This window comes from Pseudomonas sp. EL_65y_Pfl1_R83, assembly GCF_963970695.1.
Lineage (GTDB): Bacteria > Pseudomonadota > Gammaproteobacteria > Pseudomonadales > Pseudomonadaceae > Aquipseudomonas > Aquipseudomonas tritici.
On sequence record NZ_CAXAQI010000327.1, the window covers coordinates 1 to 483 of the forward strand.

1 protein-coding gene is annotated in these 483 nt (G+C 63.6%); it reads right to left on the bottom strand.

The genetic code is table 11. The annotated features are described in order from the left end of the window. Nucleotides 1–483, bottom strand: a 483-nt coding sequence (locus AACY08_RS29115; protein ID WP_339472539.1) for a TonB-dependent receptor, incomplete at both ends; no start/stop codon positions are given.

Here is a 483-nt window from a genome sequence, read left to right on the forward strand (position 1 = left end):
CAAGCTGCGCATTGGCGATCCCGACATTCCCCAATCGGGAATAGCGGCTGTTGTCGATATTCCCGTAATAATGGGAGCGATACCCATAGTCGAAGCCGACCGACACCGTCCCGCTGGCCGCGATCTGGCGGGTATAGCGCGCCGACCCGTTCAGGATCCACCGCGGCGCATCCGCCAGCGGGCCGCCGCTCAAATCGCAGCTGGCAGACCCGAGCGTCTCGGGCGGGCAGGGCGCGGTAGGATAGCTGTCATAGTGCGCATCATTATAGGCGGCGGTCATGGCCATTTCGAACCGCGATGAGGCCCGCCACCGCGCCTCCATCTCCACGCCGCGCGTCGAAACGCGCCCGACATTCGCCAGGATCGCCCCGAACAAGCGGTTGAGCGTCGCCTGATAGGCACCAATCCGCGTATAGAAGAGGGCAAGGTCGAAATGGACATGCCCGCCCAACGCGCTCGATTTCAGGCCAAGCTCGAAGCTGT